The sequence below is a fragment of the Bosea sp. PAMC 26642 genome, from assembly GCF_001562255.1.
GTDB lineage: Bacteria > Pseudomonadota > Alphaproteobacteria > Rhizobiales > Beijerinckiaceae > Allobosea.
Map to the genome: position 1 here is coordinate 1,994,957 of NZ_CP014301.1, position 18,204 is coordinate 2,013,160.

At 66.3% G+C, this 18,204-nt stretch carries 14 protein-coding genes; 8 read left to right on the forward strand and 6 right to left on the reverse strand.

Annotation, left to right across the window (positions count from 1 at the left end; translation table 11 throughout):
• The 4 genes from purB to AXW83_RS09485 form a co-directional block, all read right to left on the reverse strand.
• On the reverse strand, positions 1-1,308 hold the full coding sequence (gene purB / locus AXW83_RS09470) for an adenylosuccinate lyase (protein ID WP_066612620.1): 1,308 nt from the start codon (positions 1,306-1,308) through the stop codon (positions 1-3).
• Between the two features lie 148 nt (positions 1,309-1,456).
• Positions 1,457-2,140, reverse strand: coding sequence for a ribulose-phosphate 3-epimerase (gene rpe / locus AXW83_RS09475; protein WP_066612621.1), 684 nt, complete (start codon positions 2,138-2,140; stop codon positions 1,457-1,459).
• Positions 2,141-2,193: 53 nt separating this feature from the next.
• Positions 2,194-2,871 carry a glutathione S-transferase family protein gene (locus tag AXW83_RS09480; protein ID WP_236841871.1) on the reverse strand — a complete coding sequence of 226 codons (678 nt, stop codon included), beginning with the start codon at positions 2,869-2,871 and terminating at the stop codon, positions 2,194-2,196.
• 45 nt (positions 2,872-2,916) lie between these two features.
• Positions 2,917-3,885 carry a hypothetical protein gene (locus AXW83_RS09485; protein ID WP_156639904.1) on the reverse strand — a complete coding sequence of 323 codons (969 nt, stop codon included), beginning with the start codon at positions 3,883-3,885 and terminating at the stop codon, positions 2,917-2,919.
• Positions 3,886-4,144: 259 nt separating this feature from the next.
• On the opposite strand from AXW83_RS09485, the gene AXW83_RS09490 reads away from it, so the two are divergent.
• The 5 genes from AXW83_RS09490 to AXW83_RS09510 all read left to right on the forward strand — a co-directional run bounded on the left by AXW83_RS09490 (position 4,145) and on the right by AXW83_RS09510 (position 10,900).
• Complete coding sequence (locus AXW83_RS09490; protein ID WP_066620231.1) at positions 4,145-5,392, forward strand: NAD(P)/FAD-dependent oxidoreductase; 1,248 nt, start codon at positions 4,145-4,147, stop codon at positions 5,390-5,392.
• A gap of 224 nt (positions 5,393-5,616) precedes the next feature.
• Positions 5,617-6,765: a dipeptidase gene (locus tag AXW83_RS09495; protein WP_066612623.1), complete on the forward strand. Its 1,149-nt coding sequence runs from the start codon at positions 5,617-5,619 to the stop codon at positions 6,763-6,765.
• A gap of 171 nt (positions 6,766-6,936) precedes the next feature.
• Positions 6,937-8,808 carry a methyl-accepting chemotaxis protein gene (locus tag AXW83_RS09500; protein ID WP_066612625.1) on the forward strand — a complete coding sequence of 624 codons (1,872 nt, stop codon included), beginning with the start codon at positions 6,937-6,939 and terminating at the stop codon, positions 8,806-8,808.
• A gap of 95 nt (positions 8,809-8,903) precedes the next feature.
• On the forward strand, positions 8,904-9,710 hold the full coding sequence (locus AXW83_RS09505) for an RNA methyltransferase (protein ID WP_066612626.1): 807 nt from the start codon (positions 8,904-8,906) through the stop codon (positions 9,708-9,710).
• A gap of 161 nt (positions 9,711-9,871) precedes the next feature.
• Positions 9,872-10,900 (forward strand): ABC transporter substrate-binding protein, encoded by a 1,029-nt coding sequence (locus AXW83_RS09510; protein ID WP_066612627.1) that lies wholly within the window; start codon positions 9,872-9,874, stop codon positions 10,898-10,900.
• A gap of 71 nt (positions 10,901-10,971) precedes the next feature.
• Here AXW83_RS09510 and AXW83_RS09515 read toward each other — a convergent pair whose 3' ends face one another.
• On the reverse strand, positions 10,972-13,257 hold the full coding sequence (locus tag AXW83_RS09515; protein ID WP_066612630.1) for a TonB-dependent hemoglobin/transferrin/lactoferrin family receptor: 2,286 nt from the start codon (positions 13,255-13,257) through the stop codon (positions 10,972-10,974).
• 360 nt (positions 13,258-13,617) lie between these two features.
• On the opposite strand from AXW83_RS09515, the gene AXW83_RS09520 reads away from it, so the two are divergent.
• Positions 13,618-14,916, forward strand: a complete 1,299-nt coding sequence (locus AXW83_RS09520; RefSeq protein WP_236841872.1) for a flavin monoamine oxidase family protein — start codon at positions 13,618-13,620, stop codon at positions 14,914-14,916.
• A gap of 296 nt (positions 14,917-15,212) precedes the next feature.
• The gene (locus tag AXW83_RS09525; RefSeq protein ID WP_168166044.1) at positions 15,213-16,115 is read left to right on the forward strand and encodes a transposase; all 903 of its coding nucleotides are present in this window, start codon (positions 15,213-15,215) and stop codon (positions 16,113-16,115) included.
• Positions 16,116-16,195: 80 nt separating this feature from the next.
• Here the strand turns inward: AXW83_RS09525 and AXW83_RS09530 are convergent, their stop codons facing one another.
• Positions 16,196-17,122 carry a bifunctional helix-turn-helix transcriptional regulator/GNAT family N-acetyltransferase gene (locus tag AXW83_RS09530; RefSeq protein WP_066612637.1) on the reverse strand — a complete coding sequence of 309 codons (927 nt, stop codon included), beginning with the start codon at positions 17,120-17,122 and terminating at the stop codon, positions 16,196-16,198.
• A 141-nt stretch (positions 17,123-17,263) separates the two neighbouring features.
• On the opposite strand from AXW83_RS09530, the gene murI reads away from it, so the two are divergent.
• Positions 17,264-18,133, forward strand: coding sequence for a glutamate racemase (gene murI, locus AXW83_RS09535; RefSeq protein ID WP_066612638.1), 870 nt, complete (start codon positions 17,264-17,266; stop codon positions 18,131-18,133).
• Positions 18,134-18,204: the final 71 nt, after the last annotated feature.

The window sequence follows — 18,204 nt, forward strand, 5'->3', positions numbered from 1 at the left end:
TCAAAGCTCCCCGAACACCCGCGCGAAAATCGTATCGACATGCTTGAAATGGTAGCCCTCGTCGAACATCGCCTCCAGCTCGGCGGCTGAAAGCTTTGCCGTCACCTCGGCGTCGGCCTTGAGGTTGGTCAAAAAATCCTCGCCGTGCTCCCAGGTCCGCATCGCGTTGCGCTGTACGAGGCTGTAGCTCTCCTCGCGGCTCGCGCCGGCCTGGGTCAGCGCCAGCAGCACGCGCTGCGAATTGTGCAGCCCGCCGAGCTTGTCGAGGTTCTTGCGCATGTTGTGCGGATAGATCAGCAGCTTGTCGACGACGCCGGTCAGCCGCGCCAGCGCGAAATCCAGCGTCACCGTGGCGTCCGGGCCGATCATGCGCTCGACCGAGGAATGCGAGATATCGCGTTCGTGCCAGAGCGCGACGTTCTCCAGCGCCGGCACCACCATGCCGCGCACGAGGCGCGCGAGGCCGGTCAGGTTTTCGGTCAGCACCGGATTGCGCTTGTGCGGCATCGCCGACGAGCCCTTCTGGCCGACGGAGAAGAACTCCTCCGCCTCATAGACCTCGGTGCGCTGCAGATGCCGGATTTCGGTCGCCAGCCGCTCGACCGAAGACGCGACGACGCCGAGCGTGGCGAAATACATCGCGTGCCGGTCGCGCGGGATGACCTGTGTCGAGACCGGCTCGACCGTCAGCCCCATCTTCTCCGCGACATAGGCCTCCACGCTCGGATCGATATTGGCAAAGGTACCGACGGCGCCCGAAATCGCACAGGTCGCGATCTCGGCACGGGCGGCGACCAGCCTGGCCTTGCAGCGGTCGAACTCGGCATAGGCCTGCGCCAGCTTGAGCCCAAAGGTCACGGGCTCGGCGTGGATGCCGTGCGACCGGCCGATCGTCGGCGTCAGCTTGTGCTCGAAGGCGCGCCGCTTGATCGCCGCCAGCAGCGCATCGACATCGGCAATCAGAATATCGGTCGCGCGCGCGAGTTGCACCGAAAGCGTCGTGTCGAGAATGTCCGACGAGGTCATGCCCTGATGCACGAAGCGCGCCTCGGGGCCGACGATCTCGGCCAGATGCGTCAGGAAGGCGATGACGTCGTGCTTGGTGACGCGCTCGATCTCGTCGATGCGCGCGACGTCGAAGACAGCGTCCTTCGCCTTCGCCCAGATCGTCGCGGCCGCCTCCTTCGGTACCACGCCGAGTTCGGCGAGCTTGTCGGTGGCGTGCGCCTCGATCTCGAACCAAATCCGGAACCGCGTCTGCGGCTCCCAGATGGCGACCATCTCGGGGCGGGAATAGCGCGGGATCATCGAAACCTCGTCTCACAAAGCGCGCCGTCATTCCGGACAAGCCGCGAAGCGGCGCCGATCCGGAATCCATCATAAAGCGCTGTCGGTGCCCTACGATGGATTCCGGGTCTCCGCTGCGCTGCGCCCGGAATGACGGCGCAATGAATGTTCAAACCCAGTCCCCGCGCGCGGCCTCGGCCGCCTTGCGGATCGCGGAAATATTGCCGGCATAGGCCGAAGGCCCACCCTTGAACACAGCCGAACCGGCGACGAAGACGTTCGCCCCGGCCTTCGCCGCCAAAGGCGCGGTCTCGGTCGTCGCGCCGCCATCGATCTCGAGCTCGATCGGCCGCTCGCCGATCAGGGCGCGCACGCGGGCGATCTTCTCGACCACGGAAGCGATGAAGCTCTGCCCGCCAAAACCGGGATTGACCGTCATCAGCAGGATCAGGTCGAGGTCGTCGAGCAGCGGCTCGACCATGCCTTCAGGCGTACCGGGATTGAGCACGAGGCCGGCCTTCTTGCCCTGCGCCCGGATCGCCTGCAGCGTCCGGTGCGGATGGGAGCCAGCCTCGACATGGAAGGAGATCAGGTCCGCGCCGGCCTTAGCGAAAGCCTCGATGTAGGGATCGACCGGCGCGATCATCAGATGCACATCGAAGAGCTTCTTCGTGTGCGGGCGGATCGCCTTCAGCACGTCGGGGCCGAATGTGATGTTGGGCACGAAATGCCCGTCCATCACGTCGCAATGAATCCAGTCGGCCCCGGCCGCGTCGATCGCGCGCACCTCCTCGCCAAGCTTCGAGAAATCGGCCGAGAGGATCGAGGGGGCGATGCGGATGGGCGCGCTCATGCCTGGCGGTTTAGCGCTGGTGCGCGCCTGCCGCAATCTAAAGCGCCCGGATTTCAGCGACGTTTCACCGGAACCGAGAGGCGCCGGTCGGCCTCCTCCATCTCGGCGACAACCGTCGCGAAGGCCGGCCTGACCGCGAGCCGGCGATACCAGGCCTCGAGGCGCTCGTAATCGCGAAGCGTCGGCCCGCCGAGCCGCAGCGCGAAGAACACGCTCATGAACAGGGCGATGTCCGCCGCCGACAGCATCCCGCCGAAGAACTCGGTTCCGCCCAGCCGCTCGTCGAGTCTCGCATAGTGGCGCGTCAACAAATCCTCGGCGATCAGCGCATCGGCGTCCTGCTGGGCCCGCCGATCGGCCTCGACGGCGCGCGGTCCCGTGCGATGCATCAGCGGCTTCAGCGCCGCCAGCATGATCTCATCGGCAAAGAGTTCATCCAGTCGGCAGCGCGCACGCTCGGCCGGTGTCGGCGGATAGAGCGGCGGCTGCGGATAGGCGTCCTCGAGATATTCGAGGATCACGGTCGAATCGTAGAGTACGAGCCCGCAATCGGTCAGCACCGGTACCTGCCCCTTCGGATTCAGCGCCAGCACCTCGGGGTGCCTGGGATCGTATCCGGTCGTCTGGTTGAACGGCACGATGATGCGCTCATATGGGAGTCCCTTCTCGGCGAGCGCGATCTCGACCTTGCGCGCAAACAGGCTGAGCGGGCCGGAATAGAGCGTGATCATGGAAATCTCCCGCAGATGACGGGAGACATCTCGCAAACGGCGTCGTCAGCGCGCGGCAGGAGGCTGTTCGCGTCGCCGGATGCGCCCCGCGACGCCGCGCAGCAGCCAGGGCATCAGATAGATCGGAAACTGCGCCAGCGCGAAGAACAGGAAGGTCGTGGGCGGAACGCCGGCCCCGAGCGCGGCGACGATCATCCCCATATTGCGCTGGCCCGAGCCGTAGCCCACCATGAAGCGCTCCGAAGCCGGCAGGAAGCGCAGCACGAGCGCGCTCGCCGCAAGCCCGAACAACGAGACGCCGAAGGCGCAGGCCAGGAATAGCGCGACCTGTGCCGGGTTTTCGAAGGCTGCGCGCGTGACACCGTCCATCGCGGCGATGGCGAAGATGAAATACATCAGCACGCCGAAGCCATCGAGATTGGCCTTCATCGCCGTGATCTTCGCCTTGCCGAGCAGCATGCGCAGGATGGCGGCAACGGTCATGCCGCCGCCGACGAAGAGCAGCAGCCGCCACGTCAGCAGACTGCGATCGAGCGGGATCGCCGCGCCCGCCAGCAGATCGACCAGGAGCGGCGCGACGACCGGGCTGACGACGGTGGTGAGGATGACGCTGGCGATGATCAGCGACGGCTCGAAACCATAGATGATCGCCACCGCCGGCGAGGACATGATCGGCGGCGCCGCGGCCATGATGGCCAGCCCCAGCAGCAGGCCGGGATCGATCGCCGCCCGGCCAAGCAGCAGGAACGCCCCGCCGATCAGCAGCACCGGCACCGCCACGAGCCATAGACAGGCCGCGATCAGCCGCGCCGGCCGGCGCAGCAGCCCGGCGATGATGCCGATATCGGCCCGCATGAACACGATGGTGGTGAAGCAGAAGATCGTGACCGGCAGCACGGGACGCGCGGCCGCCGAGAACTGCGGCAGCGCCAGCCCCAGAAAGATCGACAGCGCGAAACCCTGCGTTCCATGGCGCCCTAGCCAGGCGAGAAAGGCGGCGATAGGCGACAGCATGACGTCCGGAACCGGCGGGCAGGACCACGACTTGTGGCCGATCCGGCCGCTTGCGTCATCCACCATCGACGCAGGGGCGACCTGCCGCCGCAGAAAATTGCGGGGAACCACCTCCGACGACGCCCCCGCCCGGCAGTTTGTCCGCCATGGCGCAAATCTTGCGAAACTCGTGATGCAACCTCGCAAAAACCTGCCGGGGCGCTGACATCGCGCGCCAAACGGTTACTTTCGTGAAGGTGGCGGGCTTCGGGAGCAGATGATGCAGACGGATACGATCGTTCTCGGCGCGGGCATCGTCGGCATTTCCGTGGCGCTGCATCTGCAGAAGGCCGGCCGCTCCGTCCTGCTCGTCGACAAGCGCGGCCCGGGCGAGGAGACCAGCTACGGCAATGCCGGGCTGATCCAGCGCGAGGGAGTCTACCCCTACGGCTTCCCGCATGATTTCGGCGCGCTGATCCGCTACGCGATGAACAACACCATCGACGCGCATTACCACTGGAATGCGATCCCCAAGCTCGCACCCTTCCTGTGGTCCTACTGGCTGCATTCGCGTGCCTCGCAGCACGAGGCCATCGCCAAAAAATACGCCACGCTGATCGAGCATTGCGTCACGGAGCACGACGCATTGGCGGAGGAAGCCGGCGCGACCGCGCTGCTGCGTCGCAAGGGCTGGATGAAGGTCTTCCGCACCGCCGCCCAGCAGGACGAGCGCCTGGCCGAGGCCGCGCGCTGGAACCGCGACTACGGCCTGAACTACCAGGTGCTGGACGTGGCGACGCTGCGCGCCGAGGAGCCCCATCTCGACCAGAGCTTGATCGGCGGACTGCACTGGACCGATCCGGTTACCGTGATCGATCCGCTCGGACTGTCGAAGGCCTATGTCGCGCTGTTCGAGAAGCTCGGCGGCAGGCTGGCCCTAGGCGATGCCGGCACGCTGGCGCAGGATCCTTCGGGCTGGAGCGTCACGCTTGCTGACGGCACCAAGGCGACGGCGAAGGATGCTGTCGTCGCGCTCGGCCCTTGGGCCGACATGGTCAACGACAGGCTCGGCTATCGCCTGCCGCTGGCGGTCAAGCGCGGCTACCACATGCACTACAAGCCGCTCGGCAACGCTGTGCTGAACCACCCTGTGCTCGACACCGAGCGCGGCTATTTCCTCGCCCCGATGGCACAAGGCGTCCGCCTGACCACCGGCGCCGAATTCGCCGATCGCGACGCGCCCAAAACGCCCGTTCAGCTAGCCCGTGCCGAGCCGATCGCGAAGACACTGTTCCCGCTTGGCGAGCGGCTCGACCCTGAGCCCTGGCTCGGCCGCCGCCCCTGCACGCCCGACATGATGCCGATCATCGGCCCGGCGCCGAAGCACAAGAACCTCTGGTTCTCCTTCGGCCACGCCCATCACGGCCTGACCTTGGCGGCCGTCACCGGCCGCATGATCGCCGAGATGGTCACCGGCCAGAAGGTCTTCGTCGATCCGACGCCCTTCGCCCCGGCGCGGTTCGGGTAGGCGCTGTCATCCCGTGCGCGCCGCAGCGTGAAACGCTGCTGCGCAGACACGGGACCGCGTGACGATAAGAGCACCTCATCCTGATGACGATCCCGCATCTGCGCAGCAGCACTACGCGCCGCAGCGCGTGCGGGATGACAGCCCTGCGCGACACCCCCTCGCCTACCGCCGCAAGCCCTGCCACGGTGTCCACCGCTTCCTGATTCCGCATGCAAGGTTCTCCCATGGCCATCGCCCCGCCACCCGTCCAGGACAATGCCTACACGGCGGCACTCGCGCTGCTCGAGCGCGCGCCCCTGATCGACGGCCATAACGACCTGCCCTACGTCATCAAGATGAGCCGCAGTGCGAAGGGCGATGTCGGTGCCTACGACCTGACGAAGATCCATGCCGAGGGCGATACCGACATTCCGCGCATGCAGGCCGGCAAGCTCGCCGCGCAGTTCTTCGCGGCCTACGTCCCGCCCAATCACAAGCACCCGGCCGGCTTCGCACTCTCGCTCATCGCGCTGATGCGCGACATGCTGAAGCGCCATGCCGAAATCTTCCGGCCCGGCCTTGCGGCCGCCGATGTCGAGGCCGCCAAGGCCGAGGGCCGCATCGCGATCTTCATGACGATCGAGAACGGCTCGGCCCTCGACAACGAACTCGATGCGCTCGACGCCTATTACGATCTCGGCATCCGACTGATGACACTGTGCCACAATGGCAGCCATGACTGGTGCGATTCCGCGACCGACGCGCCCAGGCACAATGGTCTCACCACCTTCGGCAAGGAGGTGATCGGCCGCATGAACAAGCTCGGCATGGTGGTTGACCTCGCCCATGTCTCGCCGAAGGTGATGCACGACACGCTAGACGTGACCTCGGCGCCGGTCGTCTGGTCGCATTCCAACGCGTTCTCGCTCTGCGACCACCCGCGCAACGTCCCAGACGACGTGCTCGATCGGGTCGCCGGCAATGGGGGCGTCGTCATGGCGACCTTCGTGCCCGATTTCATCAACCAGGCCTCGCGCGACTGGCACAAGCCTGCCAAGGATCAGTACGGCAAGACGCCCGACGGGCTCGACTACGAGAAGGCCGAGGCCGAGATCGAGCGCAAGGCGGGTCCGAAGCCGAAGGCGACGCTGGCACAATATTGCGACCACCTCGACTATCTCGCGGACCGCATCGGCCACGACCATGTCGGCATCGGCTCGGATTTCTTCGGCTGGATCAATCCCGACGGCCTCGAAGACACCACTGTCTTCCCCTCGCTGGTGGCGGAACTGATCCGACGCGGCTGGTCGGAAGAAAACCTCGAGAAGCTCGCCGGCGGCAACATGCTGCGCGTGATGAGGGCGGTGGAGCAGGCGGCGGATCGGCAAGCCTGAGATGCCGGCAGGGCCCGACACCTGCCCTCCAAATGGCCAGAACACGAAGGCATTCTCAAAAGCGGACACGGAATCGTAGTTTTATTGATCAAAAACGCTTCTTTTACGGATACTTAACCACATTTCCTTAATGTACGCAGCCATCGAAACCTCTGTTCGCGATGGCCGTCAATGAACCTCAACAATATGAAGATCGGCACGAAATTCGTCGGTGCCGTCGTAGCGATCGGCCTGATCGGACTGAGCGCCTGCCTTTATGCGGGCCAGCAGATGAAGCAAGTCGATACCGACTACTCCGTCATGCTGGACACCCGCCCCAAGGCGATCCTGGCCAATGCGCGCGCCTCGCGGACGGCAAACGACTTGATCGCGCAGACCTACAAGGTCATCGCCTACCCCGCCGGCTCGCTTGGGGTCGCCGAGGCCAAGGTGCAAGGCGAGGCATCATACAAGGATACCCTCGCTCACCTCACCGAGGCGGCCACGCTCCTCCCGGAGATGAAGCAGCGTTTCGAGGCCTTCGTCGCGCAGGCGCGCGGCCTAAAGGCCTCCGTCGACCAGGCCATCCAGCTTGGAGAGCAGGATGAGAACACCAGGGCGCTGGCGGTTATGAGCACGCTGGACGGCAAACTCCGGGGGCTCGTCAACGAGCTCGTTGCCTTCAACGCGGCGCTGCTCAAGGACCTCGATGCCAAATCCGAGGAATTGACGACGACGACCAACCACACCATCGCCGCCACGCTCGTCGCCAGCATTGCAGGGCTGCTGCTGGGACTCGTCGGTGCCATTCTGATGTCGTCGCGTACGGTCACCCGCCCGCTGAACAGCCTCAAGCTCGCCATGGGCAAGCTCGCTGCCGGCAGTTTCGACACGGCCGTTGTGGGAGACGATCGCAAGGACGAAATCGGCGACATGGCCAGAACCGTGCTTGTCTTCAAACAAAACGGGCTGGAGATGCAGCGTCTCGAAGCCGAGAGCGAACAGTCCCGCAGCGCCTCGGAAACGCAGCGCCAGCAGATCGAGCGCGATCGCGTCGCCAATGCCCGCGAGCAGGAGCGCCTCGCCGCGGAACAGCGTCAGGTCATGGAGTTGCTCGCCGGCGGGCTGGATCTGCTTTCGCGCGGCGATCTGACCTGCCGCATCGATGCCGAGGTTGCAGCGGGCTATCAGAAGCTCCGTGACGACTTCAACACGGCCGTCACCCGGCTGAGCGAGACCGTCTCCACCATCCAGGCCACCTCGGCCGATGTCGGCAACTCGGCCCGCGAGATCAATATGGGCGCCGACGATCTGTCGAAGCGTACCGAGGAGCAGGCCTCCTCGCTGGAAGAGACCGCAGCGACGACCGAAGAACTGGCCGCCTCCGTCAAGGCTTCGGCGCACTCCTCGAGGCAGGCCGTGGCGCTGGCCCAGGAGGCGATGTCCGTCGCGCAGAAGGGCGGCGCCATCGTCACCGACGCCGTCGAGGCGATGTCGCGAATCGAACAGGCCTCCAAGAAGATCTCCGACATCACCTCGGTGATCGACGAGATCGCCTTCCAGACCAATCTTCTGGCGCTGAACGCGGCGGTCGAGGCGGCCCGCGCCGGTGACGCCGGCAAGGGCTTCGCGGTCGTCGCGAGCGAGGTCCGCACCTTGGCCCAGCGCTCCGGCGACGCGGCCAAGGACATCACCGCGCTGATCAGCGAATCGGGTCGCGAGGTCGAGCAGGGCGTGGCGCTGGTGCGCTCGGCCGGCGAAGCACTCGGCCAGATCGTCGAGGCGTCGAAGAAGGTCTCCGCGACCGTCTCCGACATCTCCGCCGCCTCGACGGAGCAGGCGAACGGCATCGACGAGATGAGCCAGACCGTCGCGCATATGGACGAGATGACCCAGCAGAACGCCGCGCTGGCCGAGGAAAGCGCGGCCTCGGCCACCTCCCTGATGAACCAGATCCAGCAGCTCAACAGACTGGTCGCCAGCTTCCGCACCGGCGCACAGGCCGGCAGGGCTCCGACACCGCGCTACGAGGCCGCCATGCAGCCGATGCGGCGCAGCGCCTGACGGCCAGGTTCAGCAGGCGCCCGTCCGACGGCCCTTGCCGAAGCCGGTCGATCGGTTAAGGGCTCGCTCTCAGTTTACGAGAGCGAGCCCTTTCCATGCCCGGTTCCGGCACAGACCGCACCCGCCCGCCCGTCGAGGCACCCGCCCCGGTCGTCATCCTGGTCGAGCCGCAGATGGCCGAGAACATCGGCATGTGCGCCCGGGCCATGGCGAATTTCGGCCTGTCGGAGATGCGCCTCGTCGCCCCGCGCGACGGCTGGCCGACCGGAGGCGGGTTGAAGAAGGGCGCGACCTCGGCGGCCTCTGGGGCGACTCATATCCTCGACAACGCACGGCTCTATCCCGATGCGGCGAGCGCCATCGCCGATCTCAACCATGTGCTGGCCACCACGGCGCGCGAGCGCGGCCAGATGAAGCGCGTGGTCACGCCGGCCGAAGCGATGCCGCCGCTCGCGGAACGCATCGCTGCGGGCGAGCGGGTCGGCATCCTGTTCGGTCGCGAGCGCATAGGCCTGACCAATGAGGAGATCAGCTTCGCCGATGCGATCCTGACCTATCCCGTCGATCCGGCCTTCGCCTCGCTCAATCTTGCCCAGGCTGTTCTGCTCGCCGGCTACGAATGGTTCAAGGCGACCAGCGGCGAGCCTCCCTTCCGCGAGCACAACGACTCCCCGCCCGCGACACGCGCGACGGTCCTCTCCATGTTCGACTATCTCGAAAGCGAACTCGACACCTGCGGCTTCTTCCCCCCGGGCAAGAAGCAGATCATGACCGCCAATCTGCGCGACATCCTGCACCGGCTTGCAATGACCGAGCAGGAGGCCCGCACGCTGCGCGGCGTCTTCAAGTCGCTGACGGAGGGGCCGAGGCGATTGCGGGTGCCAAAGCCGGACGGGGAATAGCGGGAGCGGCCGCGCTCGCCCGCACCCCATGAATCGCGCACGTTTGACGTGGAATATCGGTCTCTTTCAAAGGGTGAATTCGGAAACATTCTCTACGACGCCGATGCCATATACCTGATGACCCGTGCCGGCTGTCGTCGCGCGGCTGCGCGGAGCCTGACATGATCGACCGTAGGATCTTGCTGGCCCTGGCCGCCGGCACCGTAGCCGGGACACGCGCCGGGTTCGCCCAGAGCGCCACGTTGCGCATCGGCTATGTGCCCGTGATCGGAGCCAGCGCCCTGTTCGTGCTGGCGGGCGACGGCTCGGCGCGGGACGCCGGCTTTGACCTGAAGCTCACCAAATTCGATTCCGGCCCGAATGCCATCCAGGCCTTCGCCTCGGGCACGATCGATATCCTGGTCGTCGGGATCGCCCCGGTCGCGGTCGCTCGGGCCCGCGGGCTCGGCGCCTCGGTCGTCTCCGCCGCCGCCATCGGCGGTACGGCCTTTGTGGCGGGGCCGGCCCTCGCCGAGGCCTTCGCCCGGAACGGCAACGAGCCGGCGAAAACCTTCGCCGCCTTCAAGGCCGCGACCGGCCGCCCAGCCAAGCTGGGCACCCTGCCGCCCGGCGGCGTACCGACGGTCGCCCTTCACCACTGGCTCTGGAAGATCGGCAAGGTCGATCGATCCGATGTCGAGATCGTCAACATGGGCATCGAGGTGGTGCAGCAAGCCATGCTGACCGGGGCCATCGACGGCGGCACGCTGCTCGAGCCCTCGGCCACCCTCGTCTCCGAGCGCGACCCGCGCATCAAGCGCATCGTCAATTCTCCCGACATGTTCCCGGATATTCCGGGCGTCGTCGTCGCGGCCTCGGAAAACCTCATCAAAAGCCGGCCCGATCTGGTCGAGCGTTTCGTCGGGCTGTTCCATCGCGCCACGCAACAGCTTCGCAAGGAGCCGGCCAAGGCCGCGCCCCTCGTGCTCGCCGCGCTCGGCGGCGGCCTCGTCGCCGAGGATACGATTGCCCGGGCCCTGGCTTCGCCCGCCGTGAGATTCACCGACGATCCCGCCAGCATCCGCAAGGCGACCGAAGCGCTTCTCGCCTATCAGGTCGAACTCGGCGACTTCCCCAAGGCGCCGTCACTCGACGGCCTGTTCGATCAGGCGCTCTACGAGCGCGGCGTGCGGATAGCGGCAACGCGCTGAACAGCACTGCTGTATAAAAAAGGCCGGCCCCGAAGGGCCGGCCCACAGGTCGGGTCTCGAAACGCCACCTGTCAGAACTGGTACTTCACCGTCGCCTTCACCGTCCGGCCGGGCTCGCTGTAATAGTCGCGGGCCTGCGCCAGCACACCGGTGGGAACGTTGACCGCGTCGAAATACTTGCGGTCGAAGATGTTGTAGACGCCGACCTGGACCTCGAGATCCGCGATCTGCGGGATCGGCCGCCACCAGGCCGAGGCATTGAGGATGGCGTAACCCGGCGCCTTGAAGCCCTGCGTCGCTCCGGTCGTGGCAGCGACGTCGTCGCGCGCGGCGGCCATCTTGGCGGACACCTCCGCGCCCCAGACATCCGTCCCGTAGGCGACCGCGACGATGCCCTGCATCGGCGGGATCGAGTTCAGATAGGTGTCGTTGTCCTTGTTCTTGCCGCGTGTATAGGCGAACGACCCGCGCACCAGCCAGTTCGGCGCAAAGGCATATTGCCCATTCGCCTCGATGCCCTGGATTTCCGCCCGGTTGAGGTTCTGGAAGCCGATGATACCGTTCTGAGGATAGAGCCCGCCCGGAGGAGCGATCTGAACCTGCTCGATGAAGTTGCGGTAGTTGGTGTGGAAATAGGTCAGCGAACCGCCGAAGGCCTTGTCGCCGAAGCGGAAGCCGACATCGATGCCGTTTCCGACTTCGGGGCGCAGTTCGGGATTGCCGATCCGCAGATAGGTGCCAGGCCCGCCGAAGCGGCCGTAGAGCTCATTCGCCGTCGGGGCGCGGAAGGTCTTGGCCCATTGCGCGAAGACGGTGACGTCCTTCACCCAGGGCGCATTCTTCAAGACGTCGTATTCCAGCCGGATGCGCGGCGACCAGGCGGAATCGCTCGATGATGGTGGCAGGCCGACCGGACGCGAGCCGCCATTGCTGTAGGCCGGCGTGTCCTGCGGCTTCTCCTCGTACCAGTCGTAGCGCAGGCCGGGCGTGACCCGCAGGCGATTGTCGAGCAGGCCGATCTCGTCGTGCAGGTAGAAGCCGGCGAGCTTGCCGTCGATCTTGGGCATGTCGGCCTGGTTGCTATGCAGGTTGTTGCAGGTCGTAAACGGCGCCGTGAACTGTCCCGAAGCGGGGCGAGCCGGGCAGTTGTCGATACCCGACGAGTATTGTTCGAGCGACGTCGTGCGCAGTTCGGTTCCGAGCATGACGCGATGCGAGAGCGCGCCGGTCTGGAAGCTCTTCAGCACATGGCCGTTGAAGCCATAGGCGTTCTCTTCGTTCTCGTTGTCGCGACCATAGGGACCGACGATGCTGGTGAAGCGCCAGGCGCTGGTAAGGTCGTTGCGCTTCAGCCGCTGCCAGTAGAGGGTCGCATGGGCCTCGTCGAAGAAGCTCCCTGGCAGCTTGTAGTCGTAGCTCAGCGACACCCGGTTGCGCTCGATATCCTCGCCTGTCTCATAGGCGCCTGGACGGAAATTGCCGGTCAGCGACACCGCGTTCGAGCGTGTCTGGAACCTGTCGGCGCGCTTGAAAAGCTCTCCGGTCAGGCCGAAGCGATGCACCTCGTCGACATAGTGATAGACCTTGGCCAGAACATTGTACTGATTGAAGTCGTTCGGGTTCGGCGCCGTGCGGGCCGCGCCGACGGTCTTGACCGTGCCCTTGCTGTCGATCTCGTGGCCGTCGCGAAACCCGCCCTGCAGCAGGAAATAGGTGTTGTTCAAGCGCGCCGCCGTGGCAGCGCTGCCGAACCAGGCGCGGTCGGTGCTGTCATAGCCGGTCTTGGCCAGCGCGCCGACGGAGCGGCCATTCCGGATCAGGTCCTCGGGATCAAGCGTGCGCACCGCGAGCGCGCCGCCGAGCGCCCCGTTGCCGAGCGTACTGGCGCCGCTGCCGCCGCGAAGCAGGTCCAGCGTCGAGAGCGAATCGAAATCGAAGGCGTTCTGGGCGCCGCGATTGATGCGCGTGTCGACCAGGAAGGGCTGGCGGATGCCGTCGATGGTGGTCAGCACGCGCGCCCCGTCGAGACCGCGGATGTTGAGCGAGTTGGTCTGGCGGTTGAAGGTGATGCCGGCCTCGACCCGGTTCGACAGGTCCGACAGGCTCTGAACCTGCTGCCGGTCGAGTTCCGCACGGGTCGTGCGCGTCGTCGTCGGCCCCGCCACGAGCGCAGTACCCGCCTCGGCTTCACCCTGGACGGTGATCTGGTCGAGGACGACCGGGTTCTCGGCGGCGCTCACGGCCGGCGCCGGTTGGGCCCGGCCCTGCTGCTGGGCGACGGCCGGCGAAGCCAGAAGCCCCAACATCAAAGCTCCGAGCGCGACACCTTCGCGCAGCCTGCCGGAATGCATCCCCATCGCCGTAACCCATCCTTCTAGGCGCATCCGGCCAGGGCCGCTGCGTTCTAATCAGTTTAAAACGAATATAAACAAGGCCTTATACTCACGGATAAGGCTCTCACTCGATATTGAGCGACTCGACGACTGTCAATCGTTCGGCGCGCAAGAACAAAACAATAGATATATTCTAATGAAGCTCGATTGATCGACATGTTCCAACGAAAGGAACCGGCCGACCGAAGCGTTCTGCGACGGGGCTCCCGATCTCGTGATCGCGGCTTGCCTGCTGCCTGCCACCTTTCTGTTGCAACGCGGGAGGACGCGCCCAACATGAAGGCGCCTCTCGGGACGCCCTTACAGATGCTCGATCGCCGGACGATGTTGACAGGTACAGGCGCGATCGCGGCAGCGCTGGCGATGCCCGTTCGCAGCGCCGCTGCGGCAGAAATCGATGTCGTCGTCATCGGCGCAGGCGCCGCGGGCATCGCCGCGGCCCATGCGCTCGCCGCCGCCGGCCGCAAGGCGATCGTCCTCGAAGCGCGCGGCCGTATCGGAGGACGAGCCTTCACCGATACATCGCTCGGCCCCGCCTATGATGCCGGCGCCATGTTCATCCACTGGGCCGAGGACAATCCCTGGACGTCGATCGCGAAGGATCTCGGCATCGACACGCCGACCGAGACTCGGGGCGGCGGCTTCCAGGTCTTCGCCGACGGCAGGCCGATGCCCGAGACGGACCGGCAGAAACGACGCGGCGTCTTCGGCCAGATCGACGACCGCCTCGGAACCGCCGATCTCACGGCGCGCGACCTGTCGGTCGCCGCATTGCTCGGCGATCTCAGTCCCGACATCGCGCCGATCGCCTCTTCGGGGCTGCTGCTCTCCATCGGCGAGGAATCGGACCGCATCTCGGCACGCGACTATCAGCGCCTCTGGTCGGGCGACGATCTCGTCGTCCCCTCCGGCTATGGCAACCTCGTCGCCCGCCACGGCCAGGGTCTCGACATCCGCCTGAACGAGCCGGTCAGTGCCATCGCCTGGGATGGGCCGGGCGTCGTGATCACCAGCCGCTCGGGCACGCTGCGCGCCAATGCCGTCATCGTCACCGTCCCGGTCGGCGTGCTCAAGGCCGGCGGCATCCGCTTTATGCCCGAGCTGCCGGCCTCCACCCGCGACGCGCTGAACGGCCTCGTCATGGGCGCGCTGACCAAGATCGCACTCAGGGTCGAGGGCGACCGCTTCGGCATCGCGCCGGGCATGAGCTTTCTCGAGGCCGGCTCTCCGAAAAAGCTGATGAATTTCGATCTCTTCCCCGACGACAAGGACATCGTCATCGGCTATTTCGGCGGCGACTACGCCCGCGAACTGTCGAAGGCCGGCCTGGCGGAAGCCCGGTCGCACGTCACGGAACTGCTGACGAAAATGCTCGGCGGCGATGTCGGCAAGACTGTCAAAGGCTGTGCCTTTCCGGCCTGGTGGACCGACCCCTATGCGCTGGGCTCCTATTCCGTCTGCCTGCCCGGTCAGGAAAAGGCCCGCGACGCACTGAGCGCCCCGATCGGCGGCCGCATCTTCATCGCCGGCGAGGCGACGGCCGGCGGCGGCGCGATGACAGTCGGCGGCGCGACGCTGGCAGGCCGTGCGGCAGCCGCAGCGGTCGCGCGGCTTAAGGCTTGATGCTGCGTATACGCGACACTCGAACGCGCTGTCATTCCGGACAAGCGGCGTAGCCGCGCCGATCCGGAATCCATCGTCGAACACCGCAATGCCCTCCGATGGATTCCTGTGTGTTTGATCTGTGTCATGATTTGTGCGGGCGGGAAGCCGTTGGATTCCTGGTGGCAAACACCGTGACCCGGCCAGGCTCCCGCCCGCGTTCCAAGACCCCATCCTGAACAGTTGACCGAGGCCGCTTGCACCGGACCTCGCAGCACAGCGACAGGCCCCATGATCATACACCCCTGCTTCATCGGATGCGATATCGCAAACACCATCTCGACCTGTTCGATGAGGCGAGTGGCACAAGTCTTCGTATCGCCAATACGAGCCCGGCCATCGCGGCCTGGCTGTCGGGGCTGGCCGATCCGGCCGGTAGCCTCATCGCCTTCGAGGCCACCGGCCCCTACGATGCAACCCTGCGCCGTGCGCTGGAACAGGCCGGCTTGCGTTTCGTGCGCCTCAATCCGGCGCGCGCGCGTGACTTCGCCCGCGCCACGGGGCGCCTGGCCAAGACCGATGCGATCGACGCCCGCATGCTCGCCGCCATGGCCCGCAGCCTCGCGCTGGAACCCGACGCACCTGTCGAGCCCGCTCGCAACGCTTTGGCCCAACTGCACAAACGCCGCGACCAGCTCGTCGCGATCCGTGCCGCCGAGCGCGTCCGTCTCAGCGAGGGACAGGACCAAGGCGGCAGCCTGGCGCGCCATCTCGCCTGGCTCGACGACGAGATCGACACGCTCGAGCGCCTCATCAGCGATGCCTTGTGCGCAAACGAGGCCCTGGCCCGTACGCAGGCTCTGTTGCGCTCGGCGCCGGGCGTCGGACACGTCACCGCAACCACCCTGATCGCGCTGATGCCAGAACTCGGACATGTCTCGCCAAAGGCGATAGCAGCCTTGGCGGGGCTGGCCCCCTTCAACAACGACAGCGGCCGCCACCGCGGCAAGCGCAGCATCAGGGGCGGGCGCAGCCGCGTCCGGAGCGCCCTCTACATGGCGGCACTGGCAGCCAAGCGAACCTGCCAGCGCTTCAAGGCCTTCTACGACGCCATCCTCGAACGAAGTGCCGCAGCAAAAGTCGCCCTGATCGCCGTCGCCAGAAAACTCCTCACAATCCTCAACGCCATGATCAAGACAAACACAGCCTTCCAGCCATGATCAGGATGCGCAACGACACAGTTGCCGGGTCTCCGCTTCGCTCCGCCCGGAATGACGAGCTTGCCGGACGGCAGGCCGCGTCACAATGCCAGCTCCCAGTTCTGCCCCACGAGTTCCTTCCCGAAGGAATGGTGCGTCTCCTCCGCCACCAGCCGGAATCCTTCCGCCACATAGATCGCCCGCGCCGCGTGAAGGATGTCGTTGGTCCAGAGCACCATGCGGGCATAGCCGGCACTGCGCGCAAACCCGATCGCCTCGCGCACCAGCGTCTTGCCGAGCCCCAGCCCCTGCGCCCGCTTTTCGACCAGGACCAGCCTGAGCTTGGCCACCTCCTTGCTCTCGTGAACCACGAAGGCCGAGCCGACGGGCGAACCGTCCAGCTCCGCGATCAAGCAGCGCTCCCGCTCGGGCCGGAACTCGCGCAGGAACTTCGCCGCGATCTCGGCGACCAGCGCCTCGAACGAGATATCCCAGCCGTAATCCTGCGCGTAGAGCCGGCCATGCGCCGAAATCACCCAGCCGATGTCGCCGGGTTCGGGCGGGCGGATCAGCGGCACTGCCCTGTTCATCGCCTCCCCGGAAAGCAGGGCCTGAGCCGCGTCCAGTGCAGCCACCAGCCGGTCCTGCTCGCCCGGGCGCAGCCGCTGCAGGATACCGGCGGCCTGTATCCGCGACGCCTCGTCCAGCGGCGCGAAGGCCGCCATGCCCGAAGGCGTCAGCCGCAGCCGCGACGCCCGGCCATCCTCGCGCGAGCGCTCGCGCGCGAGCCAGCCTGCTGTCGCGAAGCGCTTCAGGATGCGCGAGAGATAGGCCGGATCGAGCCCCAGATCGCGCGCCAGCTCGCTGGCAAGCCAGCCGTCGCGCTGCGCCAGCTCATAGAGAACCCGCGCCTCCGTCAGCGCAAAGCCGGAGCCGTGCAGACTGCCGCCGAGCGCACCGACCCAGCGCGTGTGGAAGCGGTTGAAGCGGCGGATCGCAGCAACGGCCTGAGTGTTATATTCCCGCATGGCACCTCCAAAGCGGAGGATCGACCCAGATAATGGACTGAGTCAACTATATTTCGCAGGCCCCAGGCACCATGGTCGGTGACGCTTGCTTAACCCATCCCGGCGCAATCCTGATCGCCATCTCCCGACGGACTTCGGAACATGCAGGTCGATCTTCTGGCCGGAACGGCCTGTCGCAGCGCGGCGATACCGCGCCGCCAGCCCACCATCCTTGTCTTCGATTCCGGCCTCGGCGGGCTCACCGTGCTGGGCGCGACGATGGCCGCGCACCCCGACGCCCGGATGATCTACGCCGCCGACGATGCCGGCTTCCCCTATGGCCGCCTCGACGAGCCCCGGCTGATCGACCGCGTCATGGCCGTGATGGAGCGGCTGATCGCGCGCTGCGGCCCCGACCTCGTCGTCATCGCCTGCAACACCGCCTCGACGCTGGTCCTGCCGGCATTGCGCGCCCGCTTCGCCATTCCCTTCGTCGGCACCGTCCCCGCGATCAAGCCTGCCGCCGCGTTGACTCGTTCGGGCCTGATCTCGGTGCTGGCGACGCCGGGCACGGTCGCCCGCGACTACACCCGGGGCCTGATCCAGACCTACGCCGCATCCTGCAAGGTGACGCTTGTCGGCTCGACCGGGCTCGCGGCGCTCGCCGAAGCGGCGCTGAAGGGTGATCCGGTCGACGACGAGGCGATCCTGCGCGAGATCGCGCCCTGCTTCGTCGAGATCGACGGCGCCCGCACCGATGTCGTCACCCTCTCCTGCACGCATTATCCCCTGCTGCTGGAGCGGATGAAACGGCTCGCGCCCTGGCCGGTCGCCTGGATCGACCCGGCTCCGGCCATCGCACGGCGGGTGACCCAGCTCCTCGGCCCCGCACAGCCCGACATACCCTCGATCCCGACGGAATCCCTGGCGCTGTTCACCAGCGGCGCCGGCCTCACCGGCCCGCTCCGGATCGCGCTGGCTGGATATGGCCTGGCGGGGGTGGATATCGAAGCAATCCCACTAGCGCATTAAGCGCGGGGAACCCCTCTCCTGTAAGGAGAGGGGTAGGGGGAGAGGTGTCGGCCGCTGGACCAGTGAGGCAG

Bases quoted from the DNA above. Each gene is read 5' to 3' on its own strand.
- purB (WP_066612620.1), bottom strand. From the start codon at position 1,308: ATGATCCCGCGCTATTCCCGCCCCGAGATGGTCGCCATCTGGGAGCCG.
- rpe (WP_066612621.1), bottom strand. From the start codon at position 2,140: ATGAGCGCGCCCATCCGCATCGCCCCCTCGATCCTCTCGGCCGATTTC.
- AXW83_RS09480 (WP_236841871.1), bottom strand. From the start codon at position 2,871: ATGATCACGCTCTATTCCGGCCCGCTCAGCCTGTTTGCGCGCAAGGTC.
- AXW83_RS09485 (WP_156639904.1), bottom strand. From the start codon at position 3,885: ATGCTGTCGCCTATCGCCGCCTTTCTCGCCTGGCTAGGGCGCCATGGA.
- AXW83_RS09490 (WP_066620231.1), top strand. From the start codon at position 4,145: ATGCAGACGGATACGATCGTTCTCGGCGCGGGCATCGTCGGCATTTCC.
- AXW83_RS09495 (WP_066612623.1), top strand. From the start codon at position 5,617: ATGGCCATCGCCCCGCCACCCGTCCAGGACAATGCCTACACGGCGGCA.
- AXW83_RS09500 (WP_066612625.1), top strand. From the start codon at position 6,937: ATGAACCTCAACAATATGAAGATCGGCACGAAATTCGTCGGTGCCGTC.
- AXW83_RS09505 (WP_066612626.1), top strand. From the start codon at position 8,904: ATGCCCGGTTCCGGCACAGACCGCACCCGCCCGCCCGTCGAGGCACCC.
- AXW83_RS09510 (WP_066612627.1), top strand. From the start codon at position 9,872: ATGATCGACCGTAGGATCTTGCTGGCCCTGGCCGCCGGCACCGTAGCC.
- AXW83_RS09515 (WP_066612630.1), bottom strand. From the start codon at position 13,257: ATGGGGATGCATTCCGGCAGGCTGCGCGAAGGTGTCGCGCTCGGAGCT.
- AXW83_RS09520 (WP_236841872.1), top strand. From the start codon at position 13,618: ATGTTGACAGGTACAGGCGCGATCGCGGCAGCGCTGGCGATGCCCGTT.
- AXW83_RS09525 (WP_168166044.1), top strand. From the start codon at position 15,213: ATGCGATATCGCAAACACCATCTCGACCTGTTCGATGAGGCGAGTGGC.
- AXW83_RS09530 (WP_066612637.1), bottom strand. From the start codon at position 17,122: ATGCGGGAATATAACACTCAGGCCGTTGCTGCGATCCGCCGCTTCAAC.
- murI (WP_066612638.1), top strand. From the start codon at position 17,264: ATGCAGGTCGATCTTCTGGCCGGAACGGCCTGTCGCAGCGCGGCGATA.